The organism is Nocardia sp. NPDC046473, from assembly GCF_040645995.1.
GTDB lineage: Bacteria > Actinomycetota > Actinomycetes > Mycobacteriales > Mycobacteriaceae > Nocardia.
The window spans coordinates 200,148-221,989 of sequence record NZ_JBEYZJ010000005.1 but is presented as its reverse complement, the minus strand read 5'-3'; the positions used below and the strand labels follow the sequence as shown (position 1 = coordinate 221,989).

Below are 21,842 nucleotides of genomic sequence, written 5' to 3'. Positions count from 1 at the left end.
GTCATGTTGCCGAGCGTCGCGGGATCAGTGCGATGCCCGTCAGCACGAGTGTGCCTGCCAGGCATAGCCAGGCGACGATGTCGCCGGTGAGTCGGTAGGGCGTGGTGGTGCCGCGGGTTGGGACGTCCACGATCCATGGGTCGTGGTCGACGGTGGTGTCCTGGGTGGAGATGGGTTGTCCGTGTGGGGTGTAGGCGGCCGACCAACCGTTGAAGTCCTGGCGGACCAGTGCGTAGCCGTTCTCGATCGCGCGCAGGCTCGACATCTGGGTGTGCAGTCGGCCGAACTGTGGCCAGTCACCGCCCGGCACCAGCATGATGTCGGCCTCGGCGTGCATCATGGCGGGAAAGTCTGCGTCGTAACAGATTACGTTCGCGATTCGACCGTACGGGGTGCTCACCACGGGCACCTTTCCGTCACCGGGGGTGTAGGTCTCCAGGCCCGGAATCGGATGGGCCTTCTGGTAGGTCCAGAGCAGGGCCCCGTCCGGGCCGATGAAATGGGCCTCGTCGCGACCGTAGGGTGCGGTCGGCAGGTAGACGTTGACGGCGACGTCCAGATACACCTGCTCGTCTCGGGCGACGGCCTGCGCGGCGGCGAGGAACGCCGGTTCGTCCGAGACCGAAATCCTGGCCGCATTCTCCGACCAGACAACGATTTTCGCGTCGGCTCGAGCGGCTCGCCGGGTGTCGTTGAACAGTCCGTCGATCACCGCCTTCGATTCCAGTGGCACGGTGGCCGGGTCGAACCGAGGTATGTTCAACGGGTCGAATCCGGGTTGGCCGAGTGCCTTCATTTCGACGTCCAAAGCCGCCGTGCTGGGATTGATACCGGCGATGCGTACGGTCTGGGCGGTAGATACCGGAAAGAACGCCAAACGTGCACTGCCGCCGACGATCACGATGCCGAGCACGGCCGCGTAGACGACGGGCACGCGAGCGGTGCGCCAGGACAGCGGGCGCTCCCACACATGGTTCACCACGGTGGCGAAGGCGCCGATGAGAAGCCCGACAGAGTACGGACCGGTCAGTGAGATCACCTGCAGCAGAGCAGGATTGGCGTACTGCGTGTCGGCGAGCAGACCGTAGGCCGTACCGAACGGACCGAAGACTCCCAGCACGAACTCGCACGCCGCCAGCGCCAACGGGAACAACAGCAGGCTTGCGACCGTGCCGAGCCGCGGCGCGAGCAGGCGGTCCGCCAGGTAGGGCAGGGCGAGCACGGTACCGAAGGCCAGCCCGCCCAGTGCTGTCATGCCCGTCAGCGGAACGGCAACGTGCCACAGAAAGAACATCGCGGCCCCAACACTGACGAGCCAGACCAGACCGATGCCGACGGGCACCCGGCTGGTTCGCGAAAAACGCAGCAGCAGAATCGAAAACAGCCAAGCGGCCAACGGGATGTCCCATCGACCGTTGACCGCGAACAACGACAGGATCGCACCGGCGCCCAGCCACAGATAACGCCACCGATCCGGCGGTCGCCGGACGCTCGGCGAATTGCTGGACGGCGCATCGGGGTCGGATCGCAGATTGCTTGTGCCCGTGGTCATTCGAGATCTCCTGAATCAAATACTTGGATCGTCCAAGCGTTGGCAGTCTCTCACGCCAATACTTGGAGTTGTCAAGTGTTTGAGCGACCAAGTATTGTCGAGTGGTGGCGAAGCAGGCAGACGCGGAAGAATCGCTGATCTATGACGTGCTGGACCTGGTTTTCGTCGTGGCCGAGCAGACCAATGCGCTACTGGCCGACACCGTCGGAGAACTGGGGCTGACCGCCGTCATGGCCAACACCCTGTGGAAGATCGAGCCGTCCGCGACCCCGTCGATGCGGCAACTCGCCGCCAGCCTCGGCTGCGACCCGTCCACGGTGACCTTCCTCGCCGACCGCCTCCAGGACAAGGGCCTGATCACCCGAGAGGTCGATCCGGCGAACCGGCGCGCCAAGATCGTGACCCTCACCGAGCGCGGCCTCGAAGTACGGCGACAACTCGGAACGGCAATGCGCACCCAGTCACCCATTACCCACCTCAGCCCGACAGAGCAGCGCCAACTCAGCCGACTACTGACCAAGGCCGCACGACCGAAATAGGCGGCGAGCAAACCGGTATGGTGCTGACGGCAGTGGAGACGAGGCGTGATGACGAGAGATGACGGCTTCGATCATCGGATCGAACCGTTCCGGACGGAGCTGCTGGCGTACTGCTACCGCATGCTCGGCTCGGCGCACGACGCCGAAGACCTGGTCCAGGACACGTATTTGCGGGCCTGGCGGGCGCGCGAGCAGTACGACGATACGCGCAGCTCATTGCGCACCTGGCTCTACCGGATCGCGACCAACGTCTGCCTGACCGCGCTGCAGCGTCGCGGCGGCCGACCGCTGCCCTCGGGGCTCGTGGCCCCGGCGGATCCGCTCGGGCCGCTCGTCCGAGGAGAACACGCCTGGCTGCAGCCCTTACCGGATTCGTTGCTGGACAACGGCGATCCGGCGGGGACCGCGATCGATCACAGCACCCTGCGTTTGGCATTCGCCTCCGCTCTGCAGCACCTGTCGGCGCGGCAGCGCGGTGCGCTGATCCTGCGTGAGGTGCTCAGCTTCTCCGCGGCCGAGACGGCGGAAATCCTCGGCACCACCGTCGTATCGGTGAACAGCTCGCTGCAGCGGGCACGCACTCGCCTGAACGGGATCGACGTCGGGCCGGAACGGGTCACCGAGCCGTCCACGGCCGAGCAGCGAGCCTGGGTCGAGCGCTATATGACGGCGTTCGCGCACGCCGACGTCGAGGGCCTCAAGCGGCTGCTCACCGAGGACGTCATCATGGAGATGCCGCCGATGCTCAACTGGTTCGCGGGCCGCGACAACTACGGCCTTTTCATGGATTGGGTCTTCGAGGCGGCAGGGAAGGACTGGTCGCTCCAGCGGGTAACCGCCAACGGCGGCCAACCCGGGTTCGCCGCCTATCGGCGCGTCGATGGCCGGTACGAACTGCACACCCTCCAGATCTTCACCGTCACCGCCGAGGGCATCAGCCGGAATTCGGTGTTCCAGGATCCCGCGGTTTTCGCGGCTTTCGGCCTGGCGGACCGAGTCGACGCGTAGACCCGAGATTTCTTTCCGGCGAGCGCGATGAGTTCGGACGCCGCCGCCGGTATGTACTCCCGAGTTCGCCGGAACACACCAGGCGAGCCGATCAACAAGGGAGACTTCGATGTCGAACAATCGTGCCGCCGACGAGGCCGCAATCCAGGCCGTGCTTTCCGATTCCTACAAGGCGTGGGCGGCGGGCGACGCCGACGCCATGGTCGCCAACTACACGACGGACGCGACCGCCATCATGACCGGCTCGCTCCGCGACAGCCGTGCGGTGATCCGCCACATCATGGCACTGGCCTTCGAGGGGCCGCTCGCGGGCAGTTCAACCTACAACAAGCAGCTCAGCATCCGCTTCCTCGGCCAGGACGCCGCGCTCGTCATCAGCGAGTCCGCCATCCTGTTCGCCGGTGAAACCGAAGTTCCCGGTGATGAGCGCAAGGTGAACGCGACGTGGGTCTTCGAGAAGCGCGACGGTCAGTGGCTGATCGCCGCCTATCACAACAGTCCGGTACTGGCGTCTGCTCAGTGAGTCGCGGCGTGAACTGACCAGATGGCCCTCATCCGCCAATACGGATGAGGGCCATCTGGCTCGGCAATCATTTGCGCTCTTCCGCAGTGGAGTTCGCTTCGTGACTGATGACCGAGCTGCGCGATGATCAAACAATGATGTGCGTGGGTAACGCAGCACGCAGGGGTGTCGATGAGACCTAGCGGTCCGTATCAGCGGACCGAAACCCGTGTTCTAGCAGGTTAGGCCGTGATGACAGAACAGCCCGATTCCGTGTCAGATGACCAGCGGCAGACAGACCGGCACCATGCGGCCATGGCGCTGCGACCACGGATGATTGTCCTGGCCGTGGTGGTGTTACTTGTGGTGGTGACGGTCGTGGGAGTCATCGCCGCCCGGCTGTCCCGGTCGGCTGAGTCGGCAACACCTCCCCGCGCGGCCGAGGAGTTGACCAGCGACAGTCGGGTCGGCCCCTGGTCGATCACGCTCTCCGACTACACGACAATCGGGCCTGCGGACCATCCGGACCGTTACGTGGTGACGGTGAACGCTCACAACGTCACCAGCGGGTTCGCGGATCTGTCCGCGTTGCGATTCTTCGCGGCAATCCGCGACGCCAACAGCGCCGTGTTCATTCCTACCGGACCGAACACTATCGACTGCGCACCCGAAGACGGCAGCCCACTCCCCCGCACCGGACTCGTCGACCCCGACGCCACCCGAACCGGACGCGTGTGCTTGAAAACCGTTGGGACAGTGGGGACCGACGTCCCAACGTGGGTCCAGATCAGCGCATACGTCGCCGACCCGAAATTACTGGCGGCGAACATATCGCTCGGCCACCCCCACACCGGCGACAAGGACCGGTTGCCGTGGTTCTCGTGGACGATCACCGACATCCGCGCCGACGGACCAGACACTCATGTCACCTCAGCCCTCGTCGCAACGCCCACCGGCCGCTATCGCAACTGGCTGCTCGCCGCCTCCGCCCTCGACAGCGAAAACACCCCCGACCCCGGCAACGTCAGCGCCACACAGGAATGCCGACCCGGAACAGGATTCGCACCGGTCCCGAGCATCGCGGTCGCAACACCACAGCCTGTCGAAGTAACCTCCGAACTCTGCGTCCATTTCACCGTCAACTGGTACCGAGCCGGATTCCTCCCCCGGATGTTCTGGGACTTCCCCCGCCCGACCCGAACCCGCTGAAGCCCTTGTGGCGCAACAGCGCACCGCATCGCCACCCTGTTGCCCGGGCCAGCATTCGAGAACAGGCACGATCGTTCCCACGCCCGGTGCACCGAACCCGGCAGGCGTGGATTTGTGCAAGACATTTACGCACGACGTCAGCTGTTCGGCGCCGAGGCGTTGATGCGGGCGACGAGCGCGTCGAGGGTCAGGTCCATCGCGAAGTCGAATTCCGCCTGGCTGTCGAACCGTGCCAGATAGGGAGCGGCCTCGGCGACGGCGGGTAATCCCGACTGCTCCAACGACTCTCGGCGTGCGGCGATGCCGGGGAGGTCGCTGGTTCCGTAGGTGGGGCCTGCGTTCACTTCCCGCAGCAGCGCGCCGACAAGGGTCGCCAACATCGTTCGCAACAGGTGGACCGCTTGGTCCGGGTCGCAACCCGCGTCGCGGAGCACCTCCAGGACAAGCTGAGTTGGCGCCAGCCCTTCCACCGATCCCAATTGCCGGGTGAGCACCAACGCCGCGGCTGCCGGATGCACCAGCGCGCGCTGCCGGAACGCGTCGGCGATCGCACGCAGATCCAGGCGGAGATCACCAGTGCGCGTTGGCAATTCGATCGAGCCGAGGAGATGTTCGGCAACCGCGTCGAGCAACCCGTCCTTGCCATCGACGTGGTTGTACAAGCTTTTCGGATCGACTCCGAGCACTCGAGCCACCGCTCGCATGCCGACAGCGCCGACTCCCTCGTTGCCGATGACGTCGAGGGTTGCCTCGACGATTCCCGCACGGCTGAGCTGGCCGGCACCTTTCGGAGGTCGCCCGCGGCGCGCCGGTGCAGCGTGACTGGTCATCAGGCCATCCTGCCGCAAACCGTTGATTAAATCCACGCCGTGGGTATATGGTCGGCGGTACATAAAACCCACGCTGTGGATATCGAAGTCCACATGCGTCTCCCAGGAGTCATTGATGTCGACACGATTCACCTTGCCCGCCGAAGACATCCTGCGCGCACGGGAGAAACTCGTCCTCGACCACTTCCACGACGAGGTGCTCCAGGACTGGGAAGCAACACTTTCGACGTTCCCCCACCCGCATTACGAGCTGATCGCCCCGATGGTCGTCCACGACGGCGACGAGGAGGTCCGCGACTACTACCGCGACACCCGCCGCGCCTTTCCCGACCAGGACCACGAGATCATCGCGCTGCGACACAGTCACGACGCGGTGATCGTCGAATTCTGGCTACTCGGAACGCATTTGGGGCCGCTGGGGAAGATCCCACCGACGGGCTCGACCCACCGGACCAGGATGACGGCCTACTTCGTGTTCGACGAACACGAGAACCTGGCGATCGAACGCATCTACTTCGACCAGCTCACCATCCTGAAACAACTGCTGGGCGGACTGGACAAACGCAACCCCCGCGAGCTGCTCACGCTCGCTCGAGCAGCAGCCGGCGCCATCGCCACGGCAGGCCCCCCGCCGGATCCGCGCCTGCTCACCACCACACCACCGAATCTCGGTGCGTGACAGATGAAGGTTCATCACCTCAACTGCGGCACCATGCGCCCGCTGGGCACACCCGAGGGCTTGGTCTGCCATGTCCTGCTGCTGGAAACCGACACCGGCCTCGCGCTGATCGACAGCGGACTAGGCCTGCGCGACGTCGCCGAACCGGGCGCCCGGTTCGGGCCGAGCCGCTTCTTCATCCGCCCGCAGTTCGACGAGACCGAGACCGCGATCCGGCAGATCGAACGCCTCGGCTTCGACCCGCGCGATGTCCGCGACGTCGTCCTCACCCATTTCGACGCCGACCACAGCGGCGGGCTCGCCGACTTCCCCTGGGCGAGAGTTCATCTCACCGCAGTCGAAGCGAATGCGGCACTCCATCCGAGAGGTTTCGTCGAAAGAGGGCGGTATCTGCCCACGCAATACGACCATCACCCGACGTACGTTCCGCACACACCCGGACAAGGCGAGCCGTGGCACGGTTTCACCGCCACCGAAGAGCTCACCGATATCGCGCCCGGCGTTGTCATGATCAGCCTGCCCGGGCACAGCCGCGGCCATGCCGCCGTCGCCGTCGACACCGGCAAACGATGGATCTTGCACGCCGGTGACGCGTTCTACCACCGCGGGCAGATAGACGGCACCGACCGGACACCGCGGGCGCTGACCATGATGGAGCGCGTCGTCGCGCACAGCATGGCCGACGTCCGGGCCAACCACGAGCGTCTCGCCGAGCTGTGGGCGACACCGACGCCCGACCTACTCCTCGTCAACGCGCACGATCCCGCTCTCCTTCGCCGCGCCCAGCAACTCGAGGTGATCGACGAGCCTGTTGCGGTCAGACGCCAAGACGATCGACTTCAACAACCAGGCGGCTAGTTCTCGTTCGTCGCGGAACATGCTGCGACAGAGTCGATGTCGGCTCCGTGAAACTAACTGCTGTCGACGCCGACCGGATTTCGTATACAGCCGAACTCACACGATCGTTCAGATGGCAGACTCCCAGACATGATCGATACCCCGCCGAAAACGCCGACCCTCGTCTGCGGCGCCCGCACCCGCACCCAGCCCGAAGCCTTGCTTCGCGCAGGCCGGCTCGGGTCGGCGATCCTGGCCGCCGGCATCGATCGCGGTGACAAATGCGTCATCATGGCTCGCAACGACCTCGAGTTCCTCGAAGTCTCGGTCGGTATCGCATCTACCGGCGCCAACCCGCTGCCGATCAACACCCGTTGGACCGCAAGCGAAGTCGCGCACGTCCTCACCGACGCGCAAGTGCGCCTGATCTTCTCGCACACCGAGTTCGTGCCCGTCCTCGAAGCCGCTCGCGAACTGGCGGGCAGCCAGGCCCGCATCGTCGAAATCGCCATGCCCCCAGAGCTTCTCACCGAGGGCGGCTGGAACCTCGCCCTGGCCGAGCCCACCGGCCGCCATGATTTGCTGGAAGACTGGATCGCCGCCCACCCCGAGCCCGTCGGGCACATCGAAGGCGCGATCGCCCAATCCATGGGCGTCATCTACACTTCCGGCACCACGGGCAAACCCAAAGGTGTTGCACGGGAACAGATGACACCGCACCAGCTGCTGAGCATCGCAGGCGCCACTGCCGAACGGATGGGCCTGGCCCCCGGCGTGCCGATGCTGGTGGCCGGGCCGCTGTACCACACCTCCCCCAACGCCGTCGCCGTGCTCGGATTACGGATCGGCGCCGACATCGTGATCATGCCCAAATGGGACGCCCAGAAGTTCCTGCAATTGGTCGACCACCATCGCATCCAGCAGGTCAAGATCGTGCCGACGATGGTCTCACGCATTCTGAGCGTGCCCGCCGAAGTCCGTGCCACCTACGACCTTTCGAGCCTCACCCACGTCATCCATTCCGCCGCACCATGCCCGCCCGCACTCAAGCGGGCCGCCATCGACCTGTTCGGCGATGCGCTCTGGGAGTTCTACGGCTGCAGCGAGGCAGGCACGATCACCTGGATCAGCGCCGCGGAATGGCTCGACCACCCCGGCAGCGTCGGCCACGCCACCGACGGCTCGGCCGTGCACATCGGCGACGAGCACGGCAACGCGCTGCCGGTCGGTGAGATCGGCCGCGTCTGGGTACGCGGGGCCGACTACTGGCCGCGCTTCGAGTACCTCAACCAAGGCGCGCCGCACTCCCCCGTCGAGGGCATGCTGTGGGTCGGCGACCTCGGTTATCTCGATGAGGACGGCTTCCTATATCTGACCGGCCGGGACGCCGAAGTGGTTATCCGGGGCGGAGTGAACATCTATCCCGCCGAAATCGAGAATGCCATTGCCGCGATAGACGGCGTCGAAGATGTGGCCGTGTTCGGCATACCCGACACCGGCGACCTCGGCGAGATGGTGGCCGCGCACATCCTGCCCCGCCCCGGTGCGAACCTCACCGCCGACGTGGTCCGCCGAACACTGTCCGGCCAACTCGCGAACTACAAGGTGCCCGCCCGCATCGAGATCGTGCAGTCACTGCCCCGCGACGACAGCGGCAAGGTTTACAAGCGCCAGATCCGAAACCGCTACGCCACAGGTATATCCGGGGTGCAGTGACTTTCGTCGACGGCCCGATGTTCGGATCGACCTGTCGGCTTCGACGTACCGGACAGGAGTCCGATCGAACGACGTGAGGCCGAGATCGGTTCCCGACAGCCGTAGCGCGGTTCCGGTGCAATTCGTGCCCGATAGTTGGCATCAGTCCCACCTCGAGCACGAATCGCGCCGGAAGACCTTCGGCGACACCGAAATCGGCTACGCCACGCTACTTACTGCTTCCAGATCTTTATGGCTTCCATCCGCTTGCCCTGCCCCGATGTGCCCACCCAGATATCGGTACCGCACCTGGCCTCCTGCCACCCGTCGCCCTCCACATGGGCTTCCGCACAAATGGGCGGGGAATCGGCAATGTTGATATGGACGCCCTCCAGGCGTCGCCCCAGCCCCTCGGTTCCGGTCACCGCGCTGGCGCTCCCGCTTTGGCAGCTCCAATAAGGATCGTCGCCTTGGTCCTGGATGTGGCCTTTGAGGCAGAGATAGCCGATATTCGCGTGCACTTCGAGCTTCTCGATCCGACGGGATTCCCCGGTCGTGCCGGCAACATAGCCGTCACAGGACTGGCCCAGCCAGCCATAGTCCTGAACGTGGACCCGATAGGTGATCAGCGGGTTGCTGACGGGACAATCTGTATTGCGTAACTCCGCGGCACCCGGGGCAGCAGCACCCGGCGCCGCCCCGGCAGGCCCAGCCTGAGCGGGCACGGAGCTCATCGACAGCACCGTCGCGGCGAGAACGGATGCTCCCGCAATTACCTTGACTCTGGACAACAGATTCATCGTGAATTCCTTGCTGATGATCGGCGTCGCACCTCGACCCGTGTCGAGGGCTCGGAACCTCAGCCCACTCCCCTCCCGAAGGCTGTCGACGACATCGGCGGCCGTCTCCAAGTGGGGATTCCCCTGAAGGTTTTGCGTTGTGGACTGGGTTAGGTTTAGCCCGGATTCGTTGTTCAGCGTCGATCTCCTTGCGCTGAACAACAATTGCTGAACAACGGTGTGGGATGCGGAGGGTAACGGTGCCACGCGCGGAACGGCTGCTCGATGCGGATGGCGGGCAACTGTGCCTGTTAGCGATGGATCTACGCTGCCTTCGAGCGAAGGCGGGCGGGCCGACCTACCGCGAGTTGGCAAGGCGGGCACACTATTCGGCGGCGGCGCTGTCCGAGGCGGCGTCCGGCCGGAAGCTGCCGAGCCTCGCGGTAACGCTGGCATACGTGCGGGCATGTGACGGCGACGTGACGACATGGGAACGGCGCTGGCGCGCACTGGCCGCCGAACTCGCCGCAACCCAGGAGCCACCGCAGGCAGTCGCGAGCGACGGGCAGGCGCCGTATGTCGGGTTGGCAGCATTCGAGCCGCAAGACACCGACCGCTTTTTCGGCCGCGACAACCTCATCGAAGACCTGCTGGCGCAGCTGGCGCGCCACCGATTCCTCACCGTCGTCGGCGCATCCGGGTCGGGCAAATCCTCGCTGCTGCGCGCCGGTCTGATCGCCCGCATCCGCGCGGGCGCGACTCCGTCGGGTACGGCGCTGGTGTTCACGCCGGGACCCCACCCGATGGAAGAGTGCGCGATCACGCTGTCCGCGCTCGTCGGTCACACGCCCGGCCGGGTGCACGCTGATCTGCTTGCCGACGTCTATGGCCTGCACCGGTTGGTGCGTCAGGCACTGGCCGAGCAACCGGCCGGAGCCGACCTCGTGCTGGTGGTCGATCAGTTCGAAGAGGTGTTCACCGTCTGTCCCGATCGCATGGAACGGGAGCAGTTCATCGATGCGCTGCTGGCCGCGGCGCAGGCACGGACCAGCCGCTGTCGCGTGGTGATCGGCGTGCGCGCGGACTTCTATGGCCGCCTCACCACGCATCCAGGTTTGGTGGCCGCCTTGCGCGACGCGCAGGTGCCGGTCGGACCGATGAGCGTCGACGAGCTACGCCAAGCCATCACCGGTCCGGCGGCGCGAGCCGGGTGTGTGGTGGAAGGTCCACTGCTGGCGGCGCTCATCGCGACGACCGCCGGACAGGTGGGCGCGCTGCCGCTGCTGTCGCACGCACTGCTGGAAACATGGCGTCGCCGCCGCGGCACGACGTTGACCCTGTCCGGCTACCACAGCGTCGGCGGTGTCGACGGCGCCCTGGCGCAAACCGCCGAGACCTTGTACACCGACCTCGACATCTCCCAGCGCGTGGCCGCCAAACACCTGCTGCTGCGGCTGATCGCGCCAGGCGACGGCACCGAGGACACCAAACGCCGAGCCGCCCACGACGAGCTCGACGACGACGTCACTCGCGCGGTGCTCGACCGGATGGCCGCCACGCGACTGGTCACGGTGACCGAGCACGGCGTGGAACTTGCCCACGAATCCCTCATCCGGGCCTGGCCGCGCCTGCAAACCTGGTTGGACGAGGACCGCGACGGCCTGCGCACCCACCGCCAGCTGGCCGAGGCGGCCGAGGCTTGGGAGTCGCTGGACCGGGATCCGACGCTGTTGTATCAGGGCGTTCGACTGGCTCACGCGAGCGCGTGGTCGCACTCCGGCCGCCACAGCATGGCTGATCGGGAGCGGCAGTTTCTGCAGGCCAGCATCCAGGCTCGCATCGACGAGCAGGCGAGGTCGGATCGACGGTCTCGCGTCACCCGGCTGCTCACTCTTGCGGTCGTGGTCTTCGCGGTGCTGGCCACCGTCGCCGCGTTCGTCGCCGTGCAACAGCGATCGACCGCGCTGCACCAGCGCGACGATGTCGTCTATCGCAGTGTGATGGCCGAGGCCGACCGGATAACGGAGCGGGAGCCGTCACTCGCCGCGCAATTGGATCTGGTGGCCGCGCGCCTGCGACCAGCCGATCCGAACAGCCGCAACCGACTCGTCGCCACCCAGAACACGCCGTTGGCCGCCGCGGTCCACGGACATGGCGGCGAAGTGACGCTGACATCTTTCAGCCCCGACGGACACACGCTGGCCAGCGCCGGCGAAGACCACACCGCGCGACTGTGGGACGTCCGTGACCCGGCGCAGCCGCGACCGCTCGGCCAGCCGCTGACCGGCCACACCGGCCGGGTGTCCGCGGCGGTGATCAGCCCGGACGGCCGCACGCTGGCGACCGCCGGCGACGACAGCACCATCCGACTGTGGAACATCTCCGACCCCGAACACACCACCGGTCTCGGGCCACCGCTCACGGTCGGTAGCGGCTCGATCTATCTGGTGGCCTTCAGCCCGGACGCGCGCACCCTCGCGGCCGCGGGCGACGACCACACCGTCCGGCTGTGGAACGTGACTGATCCAGTCCATCCGATATCGTCCGCTCCACCCCTGACCGGTCACACCGGGCCGGTGCGCTCGCTGACATTCAGTCCGGACGGCCACACCCTGGCCACCGGCAGCGACGACACCACTGTGCTGCTCTGGCACGTCGCCGACCCGAGCCATGTCACGCGCGTTGGCTCCGCGCTGATCGGGCACACCGCCATCGTGCTCTCGGTGGCATTCAGCCCCGACAATCGCCTGCTCGCCACCGCGAGCGGCGACCGAACCCTCCGGCTGTGGGATGTGACCGACCCGGCCGGCCCGATGCCGGTCGGGCAGCCGTTGACCGGCCACACCGCGGGCATCTGGTCGGTGGCGTTCAGCCCCGACGGCCGTCGGCTGGCCACCGGCAGCGACGACGGCACCGCCCGGCTGTGGAACGTATCCGACCCGGCACATGCGGGCCCCTTGGCCGTGCCGCTCGCCGACGGAAACAGCACCGTCTACACGGTCGGCTTCAGCCCCGACGGCCACACCCTCGCCACCGGCAGTGCCGACGGCACGATCCGGCTCTGGTCCCTGCCGATGACCGTCCTGGCCGGACACCGGGCCACCGTGAATTCGATCTCCTACAATCCACGCGGCACGCTGCTCGCCGCAGGCGCCGAGGACAACACAGTCCAACTCTGGGACACCACCGATCCGACGCAGCCGACCCAGTCCGGCCGCATCCCGGCAGCACCCGGCTACTTGCAGTCCTGTAGCAACTGCAACACCTACGTGCGATTCAGCCCGGACGGACGAACGCTCGCCGTGCTCAGCTACGCCAGAATCGTCCAACTATGGAACGTCGCCGACGCGGCCCACCCCACGCTCCTGGGACCGACGCTGGAACTGAACACCAGACACGCCAGCTTCTTCGCGTTCAGCCCCGACGGACGAACGCTCTCGACCGGATACGACGACAACACCGCGCAACTGTGGGACGTCGCCGACCCGACCCGCCCCGCGCCGCTCGGGCAACTCACCGGCCACACCAGCTACATCACCTCGACCGAATTCAGCCCGGACAGCAAGACTTTGGCCAGCGCGAGCACCGACGACACCATCAGACTCTGGAACGTCACCAACCCGACTCACCCCACACTGATAGCACAACTCACCGGCCACACCAACGGAGTCAACACCCTCGCCTTCACCCCCGACGGCACCACCCTCGCCAGCGCCAGCACCGACCACACCATCAGACTCTGGAACGTCACCAACCCCACCCAACCCACACCGATAGCACAACTCACCGGCCACACCAACGGAGTCAACACCCTCGCCTTCACCCCCGACGGCACAACTCTCGCCAGCGCCAGCACCGACCACACCATCCGATTCTGGGACGTCACCGACCCGTACCAACCCGAACCCGAAGGACAACCGGTAGCCACCCGCGCCGACGCACCACTCGATCTCGCCTTCAGCCCCGACGGACACACCATGGTCAACGCCGACGGCACCGACACGATCCTCCTGTTCGACCTCGACACCGACCACGCAGCCCAGCGCATCTGCCGAATAACCCACGGCACGATCACGCGACAGCAATGGCAGACCCACCTCCCCGACCTCCCCTACCAACCCCCTTGCCGCTGAACGAGTCCCACCCACTACCCGGCTTCGCTGTGCTGCCTCATGCCCTCCATCGCTGCCTGGGCCGGCGCGATGGCCGGGCAACAGTCAGCGGGAATTCCGGTTCGTCGCGGCGCGCATGTTCGTGCGCTGGTCGATCAATTCGAGGACCAGGCACCTTGCTGGATCAACTGCGCGCCCGCGACGTCCCGCTGCTGGACCGCGGCGCTAGTTCCGCGCGGCCAGGATCTGGGTGAGGTAGTCCGGGGTGCCGTCGATACGTTGCAGATGCGGGAAACGGAGACCGTCGTGATAGTTCAGTTCAACGGTCCGTGTCTGATCGAAGTCTTTCACCTGCAATCGGATCGGTGCGGGGTTTGTCTTGGCCGCCTCGATTGCGGCTTCCATCGTGGCCTGGGAATAGGGGGCGTCGTTGACCGAAACCACCTTCATCCCGGAGCCGATTTTCGCCTTGAATGCGGGCCCGTCCCATCGCACGTCGGTGACCTTGCCTTCACCGGATACGTTGAGACCGATCGAATAGGTGTAGTTGACGGCGCCCTCAGCCTCTTTCCGCTGAGCCGTGAGTAAGGCGCCTGGGTTGTTGTCGTAGACCAACTTCCACCCTGTCTTCTCGACACTCGAGGCGAACGGTTCCTTTCCGTCGAGGCGATCGCGCAGGTACTTCGCCCAATCGTCGGAGACCACGCCATTCAGCGTCGAGACGACGTCATCGAAGTCGTAGGTGTTCTGTGACGCCCACTTACTATCGTCGACACCGAAGAACGCGCGAGCGAAATCATCGAGCGACTTCGTGTTCCCCGACAGTTCGCGGATACGCGCGTCCACCCCCAGCCACACCAGTTGCCCGCCCTGGTAGTAATCCTCGCTGAGCTGCCACGACCGATACGGCTTCGTACGCCGCTGCGCGACGATGGGATCGTTGGTGGTGTCCTGCACATTGCGCCAGGTGAGTCCGGGCCGGTTGTCGGTGTATGCGGCAACTACCGAAGCCAACGCATCACGAGAGACTTCCGCAGGTCGCAAGCCGGACCGGCCGGTGAGCACGTTGCCCCAATACTGGGTCTGTCCCTCGTAGACCCACAACAGGCTGTCTTGCATCGGGACGTTGTAGTTGGGTGTCCACAGGTCTGCCGGGCGGCGAAACTTGCCGTTCCAGGAATGGGTGTACTCGTGCCCGAGCAGGTCGTCACTGCCGACCGAGGGGTTCCATCCGGTGAAATAGTCCGTGGGTTGGCCGTCTTCGCTGGATCGTTGGTGTTCCAATCCGTTGGAGCTGAGCTGATCCGACAACGACAGCAAGAAGTCGTAGTGGTCATAGTGTTGTGCGCCATACAGTTTCACAGCCTGTTGCACCAGAGCCTTATGCAGCTCGATGTGCTCGGGCTTGGCCTCGAGCTGCTCCGGTGCGTCGGCGAATGCTTGCAGCCGCACAGGGGTTTTCGCGCCAGGAGCCAGGTCGAACTCCTTGTGATAGCGCCCCGCGTACACGGGCGAGTCGACGAGGATGTCCAACGGAACAGTCTTGTAATTCACGGTGTCGCCGTCCTTACCGGCGACCTCCAGCGCGGTTCCTGCCTCGAATCCTGGCGGGTAGGTAACGCTCGCGGTGAAGGGAATCTCACTGACGGGAGTACCGGCTGGATAGAGGACCACGGCATTCCACTGCAAATTCAGCATATTCGGCGTCATCACGACGCGCCCCTGAGTGGAATCGGTGGGGGTGAGGTACTGGAAGCTCGCGTCAATGGATTCCACGCCGTCGGGCACCGTAACCTTGAACTCATATACGTTCAGCGGATCACGCTTCCACTCCAGCTTGTTCCCCGCGCCGGTGAAGGCGATGCCCGCGATCTTGTCGATCGGACCGGACGGCGAGTGGTTGCCGGGCAGCCACTGCGGAAAAAGTAAATCTACCTCACCCGACCGAACGGGGATCGACTGTTTCACCTGAATCACGCGTTGCGGCAGATTGGTCACGTCGACCGCCACCGAAATCGGTTTCTGATTCGCCCGATCTTCATCAGGCTTGTTGCGCAAGCCGAAGTACAGCGAGCCCGCCAGGATAATGAGAACGACGACGCCGACAGCGCCGATAATACGAGTCTTAGACAATGACACTCCCCGAGTCACAGACGATGTTGTCGAAACTACGAAATAGACGCAATGCCCACCCCCGGCGGCTGATGCCCATCGGCCGAGAATGCGACCTACCGATTGCCGTTATAAACAATACAGCTTATAGTGGCAACAAGTTCGCGTACGGTACGGTCGCTGCGACCGCTTACTCTATCTCCTCCTCCGGCGTCAACACTTCGAATAGCTTGTTCGGGTCGGCGAGCGTCCCTTAGTTACTGAACTAATTGCCGATCCTACGAGGGTTGGTATCGCAGTGTGCGAGGAGCGAGTGTGGGCTGCGTCATACCTGTCGCGCGGCGTGGTCGCGACTGGCCGAATTCGGGTGGATGTGGCGAACCGGTCGACCACTCCTTCGGTGGCAGAATCGTACGATGACAGCCGCCAGGAGCGATCGCCAGCATCGACTCTCGGCTTTCCTGGCCTCCCGCAACGACATTGAGCTCGCCGAGCTCATGAACACGGGTCGATCCAACAGTGTGGGCGTAGGCGGCAGCTCGGCGGTCCTCGACGTCAACGGCATACCGGTGTTCGCGAAACGCATCCCACTGACCGATCGAGAACTCACCTACCAGGGCTCCACCGCGAACCTGTTCGACCTGCCGGTGTTCTGCCAGTACGGCATCGGCGGCCCGAGCTTCAACGCATGGCGTGAGCTGGCCGCGAACATCATCGTCACCGACGGCGTGCTGGCCGGCGAGGCACAGTCGTTCCCGATGCTCTACCACTGGCGGGTGCTGCCCGGCCGGTCACCGATCGCCGCCGAACACGCCGACATCAACACGGTGGTTGCCGCCCAGGGCGGTAGCCCGGCCGTGCGGGCACGTCTCGAAGCGCTGGCCGCCGCACCGTCGAGCCTCGTGCTGTTCAGCGAATACATCCCGCACCCGATGCCGGACTGGTTGCGCGAGGATCCTGTCGGCAAGGCCGGCACGGTCGAGCGGCAGTTCGCAGAGATCATCACGTTCCTGAGCGATCGGGCGCTGCTGCACATGGACGGCCACTTCGCCAACATGCGCTGCGACGGGGAGCAGATCTATCTCACCGACTTCGGGCTCGCCACCTCACCACATTTCGACCTCTCGACCGCCGAACGCGAGTTCGCCGAACGCCACACCACGCACGACGCCGACTATGCCGCCATGCGACTGGTCAATTGGCTGGTGACCGACGTCTGCGGAATACCCATGCCGACCAGCGGCGGCCCGGTCGTCCGCAACGAGTACGTAATCCAGTGCGCCACTGGCCACATCCCCGACAACGTGCCATCAGCTGTGGCCGCGATCCTGACCCGGCATGCACCAGCCGCCGCGAAGATGAACGCCTTCTACTGGCGATTGTTCGGCGGCGACATCCACGCGGAATACCCGACCACCAGTGGCAGATCGGACCACTGACATCCCGCTCGAACATCAATGTAATCGACCACATGACGAATCCTGTTCGTGCTCAAAATATTACAAGCACACAGAACACCTCTCTGCAGCCGACACGGCGGTGATGCCAGGCGAGCACGTCCGCCGAGCCCAGCTGAACGGGGCGCAGAACATCTACCGCCGAACGCCGCTGCCCCTGGCTCCGGGGCAGCGGCGGCACGTTATCCGGGCAGTGAGCGTTCAGAGCCCGCTGAAGAACGGAATACCGTTGGCGGAACCGGTTTTCTAGGATGCTGCCGCGACGGCGCAGGTGGTCGGGCCGTAGGTGAAGTTCCAGCCAGGGCCCGATTCTGCGGCATACAGGCGATGGCTGCCCACCGACGCGGGAGTCCACTGCACGCTGGCAGTGGTGCCGACCCCATCGGCGACCACAACCGGAGCGCCGATCGGCACACTCGACCCGTCCGGACCGACGTCACTGAAGACGACGGTGGTGTTCGGATTCAGCACGGCAGCGCTGACCGTATAGGTCGAATTCACCTGCGGAGTCGTGCTGGACACTGCGGGTTGGTTGGCCGGATTCGACCCCGAGGCATACGTGCAGCCCAAGGACACTGCCGCGACTCCGCAGGTGGTCGGGCCGTAGGTGAAGTTCCAGCCCGGACCGGATTCCGCAGCATAGAGGCGGTGTGTGCCCACCGTCGCCGGAGTCCACTGCACGCTGGCAGTGGTGCCGACCCCATCGGCGACCACAACCGGAGCGCCGATCGGCACACTCGACCCGTCCGGACCGACGTCATTGAAGACGATCGTGGTGTTCGGATTCAGCACCGCGGCGCTGACCGTATAGGTCGAATTCACCTGCGGAGTCGTGCTGGACACCGCGGGTTGGTTGGCCGGATTCGACCCCGAGGCGTAGGTGCAGCCCGAGGACGGTTGTTCCGCGTCGGCCGTCGCCGTCGTTACGCCCACCGTCACCATCGCGACCGCCACCGCAGCCGCGATTCCACATCTGACGACCGTGCGCATCGGCCGTCGTCCCTGTGATCCCATAGCGTCCCCCCACTATCTACCCCGCTGCCCGGGGCATCGAAATATCAAGCATTGCAACCGTATTGCCGCAACATGATCAACGTACCCCAGAGGACCGACAAGTCAGCGCGCCGAGATCCACGGCGACGGATGGTGTTCGCCTCTACTACTCCGTCCGCGAACTGCCCGGTCACCCCGCCGGTTCGACTGACGCGGTCACGGCATGCGCGGACGGCCTGCTTGTTACACGTCGGCAAGGTCGTCGCTATCGTGAACGACGAGGTCAGCTTTCAGTCGCAACTAGACCGGCGTGGCCTAGTCGACTCGCGGACCAGGAAAGAGCGGCGTCGGATCATGGCAGAGGACCTGACCGTGACTCGGGAGCTGGTGATACCCGGGTCCGAGTTACGCGAGCGGTTCTCACGGTCGTCCGGTCCGGGAGGACAGCACGTCAACACCACCGACAGCCGGGTAGAGTTGTCGTTCGACGTCGCCAACTCGCCCACCGTGCCGGAGTGGTTGCGCACCCGAATGCTCGACCGCCTGGCGACCCGCCTGGTCAACGGGGTGCTCACCATCGCCGCATCCGAGCAACGCGCACAACTGCAGAACCGCGCGGCCGCCCGCGAACGCCTGGCCTCGTTGCTGCGCGACGCCGCTGCCGCCCCACCGCCCGTTCGCCGCGCCACCAAACCCTCACGCGGAGCAAAGGAACGACGCATCGCCGCGAAGAAGCGGCGCGGCATCACCAAACGCAACCGCCGCGCCTCCCCCGACGACTAGCCGCGTTCGCATTGCCCTCAGCTGAAGCCGAGAGCTTGCACGGGGAACTTTGAAGTCGACACCATCTGGACACCTCCGATGTCCGGCAGTATCGTGCGTTGGCCGATTGCCCTCACCCCGGCACTACCCGAATGTTCATGACCCCCAATAGATCTCCCACACTCCGCCATCTCCCTCGTGGATGCCTTCGAAGAAGATGTGATGCACGTCGACGCCGCCGAACCACTGCGACTGCTGGCGAGTGCTCCGTTCCGTCTCGCCGATAGCGGCGGCAAGGTCACGCACCGTGAACCACTTACCGTTGGGCGCTCGGTGTTCAACGGGATCGCCGAACCCACGCAAGTTCAGCACAGGTAGTTCGAGGACGACGCGGTCGAACTCATCGACGGTCAAGTCACGAAAGTCCCCGTTTTCGAACACATTCGGCGCAAACGAGACTTCCCTGATCGCCGCGGTAGCTGTCGCGCGCTGATTGGACAGGTTCGCCGCGACATCTTCGGTCGGTTCCGTCAGCTCGATAACCAACGTCCCGGACAACCCATTGAAGAACTCCAGTGACATACGAGGATCGTGGCATGGCGCACCGACACCTCGCGCACGCCGACTGCCCCTCGATCGCGCGCGCATCGGCACGCACCCCGAACAACCTCACGTCGGCGCAGCCGGTATAGGACGACGGGGTGTTGATCTGGTTGGCGAATTACGTAGTGAGCCAAGGGGAAACGGCATCGGCAGCGGTGGGATCCCAGTTGTGTGTCTGGCGCGTGTAGAAGCGGACCGACAGTCCGCTCGGGCTGCGGACTACGAGCAGCCAGCCGAGCATGCCGCGCAGCACCGCGGAATGCGCGATGCCGAGGGTATCCAGACGGTTGGCGAGAATGTCGAGATGGTCGCGAGTGCCGACGGCGAAGGTTACGGGATCGAGCGTGGCCGTCCGCTCGGCGGCGTCCCGGTTCAACCGCAGTTCCACGGGTGCTTCCACCCCGGGGATGTGCACGATGTGGGCGAACACCTCACCGTCGGAGGTGCGGTGGTCCAGTTGCGGATCACGTCGGGCACCGACGACAGCTGTCCACCAAGCCAGGTCGGCAGCCAGGTCTGTGACGAAGATCTTCAGGTGGTGAATTCCGTCGAATCCGGTGGGGGTGGCCATGGGTGTCCTATACGGCGAGCACCGTGCGGATCGCGGCTAGGTCCTGGTCTGCCAGACCGGTATTCGCGGCACGGTCGTAGATTGCCTGGAGTGTGGCGAGGAGCAGCTCCGGAGCGCCCGCGCCGGCTGCGGCGGAACGGATGTGGCCGAGATCTTTGACAGCGGCGCGAACCGGACTGAGCACCTCGTCGCTCTTCCCGGTCAGTTGGGCGGCGCGGTAGTGCAGGTAGGTGCTGTCGGCGTTGGTGCCGGCGACCGCGCGCAGGAACAGCGCGGGGTCCAAACCGAAGGACTCGGCCAGCACGGTTGCCTGCGCTGCCATCGCGTTCATCCCGAAAAGCCATGTGTTGCAGGTGAGTTTGAGAAGGCTCGCCCCGCCGGGACGATCGGCGACGTCGACAACGTTGGACGCGAGCGCCTCGAGCACAGGAGCCGCCGCCCGCTTGTGTTCCGGCGCGCCCGCGACCATGAATGTCAGCTCGCCGCGCCGAGCGGGACCCGGGTTGCCGAGGAACGGTGCGTCGACGATCGCCACGCCCAGGCGCGTCCCCGCCGCGAGAACCTCGTCGATGGCCGTGCCGACGGTCGCGCTCTGCAGCACAACCGCATTCGCCGCCAGAGCGGGCGCGACCTGCTCGAGGACGTCGAGTACCGCAGGCGTGTCGAACACGGTGATGATGACGACTTCGGCCGCTCGCACCGCTTCGGCCGCGGTCGAGAGAACCAGCGCGCCCTGGTTCGCCAGCGGCCGAGCCCGCGACTCGGTCCGGTTCCACACGCGCACCGCGAACCCGAGTTCGAGCAGTCGCTGCGCCATCGCGAATCCGGCATCGCCGGTCCCGAGAACCGTCACAGTGGTCATTGCCGACCTTCCTGATGCATCAACTTGATACATCCACTCACGGTACGATGCTACCTCACAACCCCGGATCAGTACTGGAGCGAGATGGATTCCGACACAACGCATACCGGCCCTCCGGCCGAACTCTCCGCACGCGAGAAGGAACTCTGGCGAGCCTTCCTGCGCTTCAGTGGAAAGGTGATCTCCGCCGTCGAGCGCGACCTGTTCGCCGCGACCGGACTCTCCGGCGCCGACTTCCAGATCCTCGCTCGCCTCTACGAATCCGAAGCACAACGGCTCGGCCAGAAGCAACTCGGCGAGCTCGTCGGCTGGACCACGACACGACTGTCGCACCAGCTCACGAGAATGCAGACACGAGGCTTCGTCGATCGTACCTCCGCAGGGCACGGTCGCCTCATGACGATCTCCCTCGCCGATGCGGGACGGCGGACCTACGAATCGGCGCTGGCGGTGCATGCGAGTTCGGTTCGCGCGCACTTCTTTCGGCACTTCGACGCGACGCCGATGGGCGACGGGCTGTGGTTTATGGGCGACGACAGTTGCGAACTCGACAGCGAGTCGCGGTCGTAGTTTCGGCGGACTCACCGCCGCTTCGGTTCAGGCCGTTGGAAGGCAAGTTGCCATCCGCATAGGATGTGGTGGTGTCGCGTGTGCGCGCCGGGTGGACGGCGTCGGCATGGAGGCACCGCATTTCAGGAGGCAGCTATGGGTCCACTTTTCCTGCCCTGCTGACACCGGGC

19 protein-coding genes are annotated in these 21,842 nt (G+C 65.2%); 11 read left to right on the top strand and 8 right to left on the bottom strand.

What is annotated here, in order from left to right; genetic code table 11:
* Position 1: 1 nt before the first annotated feature.
* Positions 2-1,552, bottom strand: a complete 1,551-nt coding sequence (locus ABZ942_RS18850) for a nitrilase-related carbon-nitrogen hydrolase (protein WP_357383576.1) — start codon at positions 1,550-1,552, stop codon at positions 2-4.
* Between the two features lie 104 nt (positions 1,553-1,656).
* Here ABZ942_RS18850 and ABZ942_RS18845 point away from each other — a divergent pair, with 104 nt between their 5' ends.
* The 4 genes from ABZ942_RS18845 to ABZ942_RS18830 all read left to right on the top strand — a co-directional run bounded on the left by ABZ942_RS18845 (position 1,657) and on the right by ABZ942_RS18830 (position 4,810).
* The gene (locus ABZ942_RS18845) at positions 1,657-2,091 is read left to right on the top strand and encodes a MarR family transcriptional regulator (protein WP_357383575.1); all 435 of its coding nucleotides are present in this window, start codon (positions 1,657-1,659) and stop codon (positions 2,089-2,091) included.
* Between the two features lie 48 nt (positions 2,092-2,139).
* The gene (locus ABZ942_RS18840) at positions 2,140-3,099 is read left to right on the top strand and encodes a sigma-70 family RNA polymerase sigma factor (protein WP_357383573.1); all 960 of its coding nucleotides are present in this window, start codon (positions 2,140-2,142) and stop codon (positions 3,097-3,099) included.
* 109 nt (positions 3,100-3,208) lie between these two features.
* On the top strand, positions 3,209-3,622 hold the full coding sequence (locus ABZ942_RS18835) for an SgcJ/EcaC family oxidoreductase (protein ID WP_357383571.1): 414 nt from the start codon (positions 3,209-3,211) through the stop codon (positions 3,620-3,622).
* A gap of 294 nt (positions 3,623-3,916) precedes the next feature.
* The gene (locus ABZ942_RS18830; protein WP_357383569.1) at positions 3,917-4,810 is read left to right on the top strand and encodes a hypothetical protein; all 894 of its coding nucleotides are present in this window, start codon (positions 3,917-3,919) and stop codon (positions 4,808-4,810) included.
* Between the two features lie 137 nt (positions 4,811-4,947).
* Here the strand turns inward: ABZ942_RS18830 and ABZ942_RS18825 are convergent, their stop codons facing one another.
* Positions 4,948-5,640, bottom strand: a complete 693-nt coding sequence (locus ABZ942_RS18825; protein ID WP_357383567.1) for a TetR family transcriptional regulator — start codon at positions 5,638-5,640, stop codon at positions 4,948-4,950.
* A 115-nt stretch (positions 5,641-5,755) separates the two neighbouring features.
* Between ABZ942_RS18825 and ABZ942_RS18820 the strand changes: the two genes are divergently transcribed.
* The 3 genes from ABZ942_RS18820 (at position 5,756) to ABZ942_RS18810 (ending at position 8,872) form a co-directional block, all read left to right on the top strand.
* Complete coding sequence (locus ABZ942_RS18820; protein WP_357383565.1) at positions 5,756-6,319, top strand: ester cyclase; 564 nt, start codon at positions 5,756-5,758, stop codon at positions 6,317-6,319.
* A gap of 3 nt (positions 6,320-6,322) precedes the next feature.
* Positions 6,323-7,177 carry an MBL fold metallo-hydrolase gene (locus ABZ942_RS18815; RefSeq protein ID WP_357383563.1) on the top strand — a complete coding sequence of 285 codons (855 nt, stop codon included), beginning with the start codon at positions 6,323-6,325 and terminating at the stop codon, positions 7,175-7,177.
* 129 nt (positions 7,178-7,306) lie between these two features.
* On the top strand, positions 7,307-8,872 hold the full coding sequence (locus ABZ942_RS18810) for an AMP-binding protein (RefSeq protein WP_357383561.1): 1,566 nt from the start codon (positions 7,307-7,309) through the stop codon (positions 8,870-8,872).
* Positions 8,873-9,084: 212 nt separating this feature from the next.
* Here ABZ942_RS18810 and ABZ942_RS18805 read toward each other — a convergent pair whose 3' ends face one another.
* Positions 9,085-9,651, bottom strand: coding sequence for a hypothetical protein (locus ABZ942_RS18805; RefSeq protein WP_357383559.1), 567 nt, complete (start codon positions 9,649-9,651; stop codon positions 9,085-9,087).
* A 239-nt stretch (positions 9,652-9,890) separates the two neighbouring features.
* On the opposite strand from ABZ942_RS18805, the gene ABZ942_RS18800 reads away from it, so the two are divergent.
* Complete coding sequence (locus ABZ942_RS18800; protein WP_357383557.1) at positions 9,891-13,763, top strand: hypothetical protein; 3,873 nt, start codon at positions 9,891-9,893, stop codon at positions 13,761-13,763.
* Positions 13,764-13,967: 204 nt separating this feature from the next.
* On the opposite strand, the gene ABZ942_RS18795 is transcribed toward ABZ942_RS18800, so the two are convergent.
* Positions 13,968-15,881 carry a peptidase M61 gene (locus tag ABZ942_RS18795; RefSeq protein WP_357383555.1) on the bottom strand — a complete coding sequence of 638 codons (1,914 nt, stop codon included), beginning with the start codon at positions 15,879-15,881 and terminating at the stop codon, positions 13,968-13,970.
* A gap of 389 nt (positions 15,882-16,270) precedes the next feature.
* On the opposite strand from ABZ942_RS18795, the gene ABZ942_RS18790 reads away from it, so the two are divergent.
* Positions 16,271-17,293, top strand: a complete 1,023-nt coding sequence (locus ABZ942_RS18790) for a serine/threonine protein phosphatase (protein ID WP_357383554.1) — start codon at positions 16,271-16,273, stop codon at positions 17,291-17,293.
* Positions 17,294-17,557: 264 nt separating this feature from the next.
* On the opposite strand, the gene ABZ942_RS18785 is transcribed toward ABZ942_RS18790, so the two are convergent.
* Positions 17,558-18,301, bottom strand: coding sequence for a hypothetical protein (locus ABZ942_RS18785; protein ID WP_357383553.1), 744 nt, complete (start codon positions 18,299-18,301; stop codon positions 17,558-17,560).
* Positions 18,302-18,397: 96 nt separating this feature from the next.
* On the opposite strand from ABZ942_RS18785, the gene arfB reads away from it, so the two are divergent.
* Complete coding sequence (gene arfB / locus ABZ942_RS18780; protein ID WP_357383551.1) at positions 18,398-19,087, top strand: alternative ribosome rescue aminoacyl-tRNA hydrolase ArfB; 690 nt, start codon at positions 18,398-18,400, stop codon at positions 19,085-19,087.
* A gap of 135 nt (positions 19,088-19,222) precedes the next feature.
* Here arfB and ABZ942_RS18775 read toward each other — a convergent pair whose 3' ends face one another.
* The 3 genes from ABZ942_RS18775 to ABZ942_RS18765 all read right to left on the bottom strand — a co-directional run bounded on the left by ABZ942_RS18775 (position 19,223) and on the right by ABZ942_RS18765 (position 21,102).
* Positions 19,223-19,648, bottom strand: a complete 426-nt coding sequence (locus tag ABZ942_RS18775; RefSeq protein ID WP_357383549.1) for a hypothetical protein — start codon at positions 19,646-19,648, stop codon at positions 19,223-19,225.
* 139 nt (positions 19,649-19,787) lie between these two features.
* Positions 19,788-20,240 (bottom strand): VOC family protein, encoded by a 453-nt coding sequence (locus tag ABZ942_RS18770; protein ID WP_357383548.1) that lies wholly within the window; start codon positions 20,238-20,240, stop codon positions 19,788-19,790.
* Positions 20,241-20,247: 7 nt separating this feature from the next.
* Entirely contained in the window at positions 20,248-21,102 is an 855-nt protein-coding gene (locus ABZ942_RS18765) for an NAD(P)-dependent oxidoreductase (RefSeq protein WP_357383546.1), read from the bottom strand.
* Between the two features lie 84 nt (positions 21,103-21,186).
* On the opposite strand from ABZ942_RS18765, the gene ABZ942_RS18760 reads away from it, so the two are divergent.
* Positions 21,187-21,672, top strand: a complete 486-nt coding sequence (locus tag ABZ942_RS18760; RefSeq protein WP_357383545.1) for a MarR family transcriptional regulator — start codon at positions 21,187-21,189, stop codon at positions 21,670-21,672.
* Positions 21,673-21,842: the final 170 nt, after the last annotated feature.